The 6,474-nt window shown below is 64.5% G+C and carries 6 protein-coding genes; all 6 read left to right on the top strand.

The genetic code is table 11. The features are described 5' to 3' along the window. Positions 1-8 precede the first annotated feature (8 nt). The 6 genes from asnB to E1285_RS23370 all read left to right on the top strand — a co-directional run bounded on the left by asnB (position 9) and on the right by E1285_RS23370 (position 5,892). The gene (gene asnB, locus E1285_RS23345) at positions 9-1,832 is read left to right on the top strand and encodes an asparagine synthase (glutamine-hydrolyzing) (protein WP_132155507.1); all 1,824 of its coding nucleotides are present in this window, start codon (positions 9-11) and stop codon (positions 1,830-1,832) included. 12 nt (positions 1,833-1,844) lie between these two features. Continuing rightward, the gene (locus E1285_RS23350) at positions 1,845-2,612 is read left to right on the top strand and encodes a methyltransferase domain-containing protein (RefSeq protein WP_132155509.1); all 768 of its coding nucleotides are present in this window, start codon (positions 1,845-1,847) and stop codon (positions 2,610-2,612) included. Between the two features lie 17 nt (positions 2,613-2,629). Further along, complete coding sequence (locus tag E1285_RS23355; RefSeq protein WP_165966720.1) at positions 2,630-3,424, top strand: class I SAM-dependent methyltransferase; 795 nt, start codon at positions 2,630-2,632, stop codon at positions 3,422-3,424. Beyond that, a complete protein-coding gene (locus E1285_RS23360; RefSeq protein WP_165966721.1) occupies positions 3,414-4,451 on the top strand; it encodes a GNAT family N-acetyltransferase in 1,038 nt (345 codons plus the stop codon). The genes E1285_RS23355 and E1285_RS23360 overlap by 11 nt, the downstream gene beginning before the upstream one ends. Positions 4,452-4,469: 18 nt before the next feature. Further along, entirely contained in the window at positions 4,470-5,231 is a 762-nt protein-coding gene (locus E1285_RS23365; protein ID WP_132155515.1) for an alpha/beta fold hydrolase, read from the top strand. A 424-nt stretch (positions 5,232-5,655) separates the two neighbouring features. After that, on the top strand, positions 5,656-5,892 hold the full coding sequence (locus E1285_RS23370; protein WP_132155517.1) for a hypothetical protein: 237 nt from the start codon (positions 5,656-5,658) through the stop codon (positions 5,890-5,892). Positions 5,893-6,474 lie beyond the last annotated feature (582 nt).

Here is a 6,474-nt window from a genome sequence, read left to right on the forward strand (position 1 = left end):
TGGTGCGAATGACGGGAATCGCGGGATGGGTAGCGTTCGATCGGAAGCTGGGCGATGCCGAGCAAACGATTGGGAAGATGCTCGGCACCCTCGAACTCCGTGGTCCGGAAGGTGCGCAGGTGTGGAGCGACTCGAGAACAGCGCTCGGTCGTTGTCATCGAGGGGACGACCATCCGATGTACCTCGAGGAGAGCGGTCACGGACTGGCGACGGTGGCCTTCAGCGGCCAGCTCTACAACGCGGTAGACCTGCGGAGGCAGTTGGTATCTCACGGTCACGAGTTCCGCACGAACAGCGTCGCGGAGGTTGTCATCCGCGGCTACCTGCAATGGGGGTCGAGCCTGGCGGAACGGCTTGAAGGCTTCTATGCCTTCGCGATTTGGGACGTACGCCGGAAGAAGCTGTTGCTGGTGCGCGATCGTCTCGGTGTGGAGCCTCTCTACTACTACCGGACCGCCGATGGACTGCTCTTCGGCTCCGAGCCGAAGGCGATCCTGTCTCACCCGTACGCGGAATCCGTCTTGGACGCGGAGAGCTTGCGGGAGATATTCGCCTTCGTCAAGACCCCGGGACAAGCCGTATTCAGCGGCATGCGGGAACTCCGGCCAGGTCACGAGCTTTGCGCCGACGTCAACGGCCTGCGTACGCGGGCGTACTGGTCCCTTGAGGCCCATCCGCACACGGACGACCTGGAAACGACGGTCCAGACCGTCCGTGACCTGCTTGGATCGGCGGTCGAACGGCAGGTGATCGCGGACCCGCCGGCGGGGGCGCTGCTGTCCGGCGGTCTGGATTCCAGCACGCTCGCGGCGCTTGCGTCAGGCATCCTCGCGGAGCGGGGCGACGAGGCGCTCCATACGTTCGGGCTGGATTTCGTGGGCTACACGGAGGGATTCCAGCCGGACGAGAAACGCGGGTCGCCGGACGCGCCCTTCGTCCGGGAACTCACGCGACACATCCCCACACGACATGCCGATGTCGTCATCGACACCCTCTCCCTCATGGATCCGCGGAAGAGGGCCGCGGTGCTCCAAGCGGTGGATGTGCCTATCGGCATGGGCGACCTCAACACGTCGCTCTACCTCCTCCTCCAGGCGGTGCGACCGACCTGTGCGGCGGTCTTGTCGGGTGAGGCGGCTGATGAACTCTTCGGGGGATACCGGTGGCAACACGATGCGGAGGTGGTCCGCCGCGACACCTTCCCGTGGATCGCTCGTATGGATCCCCGGACGGGCTTCGGGGCCGCTCTCCTCGACCCTGGCCTCGTGGAACGTCTCGACGTTCCGTCCTACCAGGCCCAGCGGTACCAGGAGGCCCTGCGTGAGGTACCACGGCTGCCGGGCGAGGAGGGGGAAGAGCGACGCATGCGTGAGGTGAACTATCTGGCGCTGACCCGCTTCGCCCAGCTTCTCCTCGATCGGCGGGACAGGGTGGGGCAGGCGGCCGGCGTGGAGATGAGGGTACCGTTCACCGACCACCGGCTCGTGCAATACGCCTTCAACATCCCCTGGTCGATGAAGAGTCGGGACGGAATCGACAAGAGCGTGTTGCGGGCGGCGATGAAGGACACGCTTCCCGAAGCAATCGCGAGGCGACCTAAGAGTCACTTTCCGCAGGTCCGGGATCCAGCATATGACCAGGCTCTGCGCCAGGAGGTCAAAGAGCTTCTGGCGAAAACGGATCCGCCCGTGCGGCCGTTTCTGAATGCCGGTCGAGTCCGCGATCTGACACATGGAGAACGCGTTCTGACAATGGACGACCGGATCGATATGGAGACAATCGTCGAAATCAATGAATGCCTGATCCGATACGGTGCCAGGGTTACGGTTTAAGGGGATGTGATCATGGCGAATGTTCCGGTTCCAAGAGATCTCGATTCGTTCCGGGGAGATGACCTAACGGATCGTTTCACGACGCCCGGCTCCTGGGAGTTCACCGCGGAGGTCGCGGATGACTTTGACAATCACGTACGGTTGAGCGTCCCGTTCTATGACGACGTCCAGCAGTTGATCGAGCGGTTGTCGGATTGGCTCGCACCGGAGAAGGCGACCATCGCGGATCTCGGAGCGTCTACGGGGACCACCGCGAGACTGATAAGTCAGCGCCACCCGGAACGGGCACTGAACTTTCATCTCTACGACTCGCAAGAGAGCATGCTGGAAATAGCTCACGAAAAACTTCGGGACACATCTGCCACTTCGCATTATCATGCGAGCCGCATCGAGCACGGGCTGTGTCATTACGATGCCAAGCTCACCCTTGCGCTGTTCACCCTCCAATTTCTGGAACCCGGTGACCGGCTCAAGGTACTGCGCGATGCGCGGGAAAGGTCACAGCCCCATGGCGCCCTAATCGTGGCGGAGAAGCTGCGGTTGGTGGACCCGCGCTGGCAGGAGATCGCGATCTGCAGCTCGCATGACTACAAGGCCGAGAAGGGGATCGGGGCCAGGGCTATTTACGTCAAGGAGCGGTCGCTGCGCGGGGTCTTGAATCCCCTGACAGACCGCCAGCAGCGTGAAATGCTGCATGAAAGCGGCTGGACCAGCATCGAAACGCTCTTTCGGTGGCAACAATGGGTCATGTACGCCGCGTTCGCCTCAAACTGCACTTGACCACCATGAGAGGGATCATGAAGGACGACGCCGCGCGGTCATTCGATGCCGAGGCCGAGCTGTACGACCTGATGCCGAGCCGGCGCAATCATCCTGATCTCGAGCTGTACCTCGAACTCGCGAAGCAACACGGGGGGCCGGTCCTTGAATTCGCCTGTGGCACCGGCCGCGTTCTGATCCCGTGCGTGGAGGTCGCCGGCGAGGGGGTCGGGGTCGACCTCTCGACGGGAATGCTCGATCAGGCCCGGGAGAACGCGTCGAAGCAGGGACTGTCGGAAAACGCCGCGCAGTTCGTGCAGGGCGACATGGAGAACGTGCGGTTGGGACGCACCTTTCCGTTGGTGCTCATGGGGGGACAGCCGCTGTTCTTCCTGCGGACCGACGAGGCGCTCCGGGCGGCTCTGGAGACGGTGCATGTTCACCTCGCTCCCGGAGGCCGGTTCGCGACCGCGGTGCCGGTGCCCCGGATGGCCACGATGATGGCCGAACGGGATCGGCTGAAGTTCGTCACGGAGATCCGCCATCCCACGACCGGAAGCAGACAGGCCGTCTGGAATTACAGTTCCTTCGACGAGGTCACCCAGGTGGCGATCCGCAGGCGAATCGTGGAGACACTGGACGAGGACGGGGTCGTCACCGAACGCCAGCACTCGGTCCAGCACATTCACTACCGGCATCCAGCTGAGATGCAGCGGTTCATCATCGACGCAGGCTTCCGTTTCGAGGGGCTCTACGGTGATTACCGGCGTACCCCCTTCGGCAATGGATCGGAATATCTCGTGTGGGTCGCGAGGAAGGTCGATGATGCTTGAATTCACCGTAGCCGCCGCTGAACTCGAAGAGGTGGGGGAGCGGACCCGCCCGCTCCGTGAGCCATGGTTGAACTACGAACCCAGGCGACTTCCCGGCGACCTGCATACCTTCACCCTTCGTCGTGACGGAGTCCCCGTGGCCGCCACCGTGGGGACCATTGTGCGTGAGCTCACACAGCGGAGATTCGCCGACCCGTACCGGCTCTTCCACGACGGATTTCCGGGAGAGGAGGCGCCCGCCAGGCCATGGAGCGATCTGACACCTCAGGATGTGCTGCCCTGCGCCGTGCTGATGACGCCCGAATATGAAGCTGTACTCGCCGGACCGGAGGCGTCGACCTCCCATGGTGTAGCCGATTTCGTCGCGGAGCTGACGTCCTGGGCCAAGACCACGGGAATGCGATCCGTGGCGGTCCTCTACGTGGGCGCTCAGGGGGACCTGCTATCGCAGGCGCTGACCGACGCGAAGTACGATTCCGTGCCATTGGGCAATCAGAACGTCATGCAGGTGGACTGGACGGATGCCGACGGTTACGCTGCGGGCCTGTCATACAAGCAGCGGAACACGGTCCGCTACGAGATGCGAAAGTTCGCCAAGTTCCCTGGACAGCTGGTCGTGCGAACGCTCGAACCGGCGGAGCCGGCCGTCGTTGATCTGCTGATGGAACATGCGACTCGGCATAATACGCCTTTGACGCACCCCGGAGCGGAAGGTCTCGTTTCTCGCATCGCGGAGCTTTTCGGCAGCCGTACTCGCTTGATCTGTGTGGAGGATCAAGGTTCACTGGAGGCGTTCTCGCTATTCGCCGAAGAGGATACCGAACTTGTTCTCATGCTTACCGGCACGCGCTATGAATCACCGCATGCATCGGAAGCGCACTTTCAGGCGACGTTCTACGAGCCCGCCGGCCGGGCGCCGGAATGGGGCATCACACAAATATCCTATGGCTTGGGAGATGACGCCACCAAGCGGCGACGCGGTTGCCGGCAGATTCCGACCACCGGGCATTTCATCAAGATCTCCTGAAGGGGGCGTCACCGGACGATGCGAGATTGGCTCGTGACGTGGACGCATCGGCGAGGACCGGCCGTCCGGCTGCTGTGCCTGCCCCCCGCCGGTGGTACGGCGACGCAGTTCCGCGACTGGGGTGAGCGTCTGCCCGACGCCGTCGAGGTCGTCGCCGTGGAGTTGCCCGGTCGGGGGTTCCATCGCAGCGAACCGCCGATCACCGAGATGGAGCGGCTGGTGGCCGCGCTCGCGGCGGAGGTCGGGCACCTGCTCGACCGTCCCTATGCCATTTTCGGCCACAGCGTGGGTGCGCTGATCGGGCTGGAGTTCGCCCACGCGTTGCGCGGCGGCGGGCATCCGGAGGCGGACGCGCTGTTCGCCGCCGCCTGTTGTGCTCCAGAGGTCTTCTACTCCCGTCCGTCCCGTACCGAGCCCACGGATGAGGAGCTGCTGGCGGAACTCTCGGAGAGCGGCGGCGTGAGTGCCGCCATTCTGGAGAACCCGAAGTACCGGCGGATGCTCCTCGGCGCGCTGCGGGCGGACGTGTCCCTGTCGGAGCGTTACCGGCCGGCCGATCGCGAACCGCTGACCTGTCCGGTCTTCGCTTACTGGGGCGCCGCCGATTCGCAGGTGCCCCAGGACGAGACGGCGGGGTGGCGAAGCGAGACGCGTGGGAGGTTCGTCAGCCGGATGCTTCCTGGTGGCCATTTCTTCCCGGTGGGACAGCGGGATGCCCTGCTGAGGGTGCTCCAGGACGACCTGGTGTCCGCAGTGGCGGGCCAAGAGATTGCCGGCTGAGCGGTCGCGTGCACCCGCGCCACCCGCCTCCGTGGTCGTGGTGCCGGACGGGCCGGTGGCCACGGGCCGTCGCTCAGATATCCGTTGCTCGCAGCGGTGCACCGACCCTGGTCGCCACCAGGACCGCACCCCCTCGGTCACGAAGGGGAGGAAGGCGGGTCGCGCAGGTGCTCCGCCCTTGACGGACGGCGGCAGGTGCCATCGCCGTGCCGGGGCGTGCAGTACTGCGCAGAGCGCACCAGGCAACTTGTCCGCCGCGGTTTCGGCGAGTCTGAGAAAGGCGCCGAGCGCCCGCTCGGCCGCCACGACCCGTTCCGCCTCCGTCTCGATGATGCGGCTCAGCAGCCGGTGGGCTTCGGAGGCTACAAGAATTTCCAGCCGCGTCGATTCCGGTCAGCGGGGTCCGGCTCGTCACCAGGGCGCCGTGGGCCGGGCCGCCGGGAATCAGCGGGCGGACCTGCTGCTCCAAGTCGGCGTTCTCGGGCAGCACCAGGGCGCGCCGGCTGGACGAGCGCGAGGCCGGGGGCCCGATTTCGACGCCGCCTCGGCGAGCGGCATCGTCGGGCACAGCGACATCGAGGTGACGATGAGGATCTACGCCCACACCTCGCTCGACGACAAGCGCGCGGCCTTGCGGAAGATAGGTGATGCCCTCGGCTGACGTCCCTCACGAGCAACTTCTTGGCGCCATTGAAGAATGGGGCGGCGCGGACTCTGTTGGTGTTGCATATGGTCGGCGGAGCGCTCCCCAGGGTTCGTCGGTCGACTGCACGTAGTCGAAGAGTGTGAGTCGCTTCCGGTCGATGAGTTCCAGCCTTCTACGCGGCAGCCGAGCTCGCTGAACGGGAGCTAGGCGCCAACGGCGGACGCTGGGTGAACCAAGGTGTGTGTTCGATGAGTATCGAGACTTCATCGAGAGCGGTCGTCCGCTAGGTCGACGGGAGTCGTCATGAGGGGACGTTGCTGGTCAACCAGGCCGCCGGCGCGTCCTCAAGGCCCATGAACCCTGAGGACGGTCCCTGTAATTCACGCTAGCCCTTGATCGACCGTCCTCCGTACGCAGCTGACCGTCTCCGGCTCGCCCAGGTACTCATGCAGTACGTGGCCTGTTCCCCACCTGACTTGGCTCACGGGGCGGGACGGATCCAGCCGACATCGCGCTGACCTGTGAGGACTCTTCCAGGAGGTCGCGTTTTCACGCACTAAGCGCGTCGTTCTAGGGTCGGTGGATGGTGTTCATCCG

It is taken from the genome of Actinomadura sp. 7K507 (genome assembly GCF_004348425.1).
Taxonomy (GTDB): domain Bacteria; phylum Actinomycetota; class Actinomycetes; order Streptosporangiales; family Streptosporangiaceae; genus Spirillospora.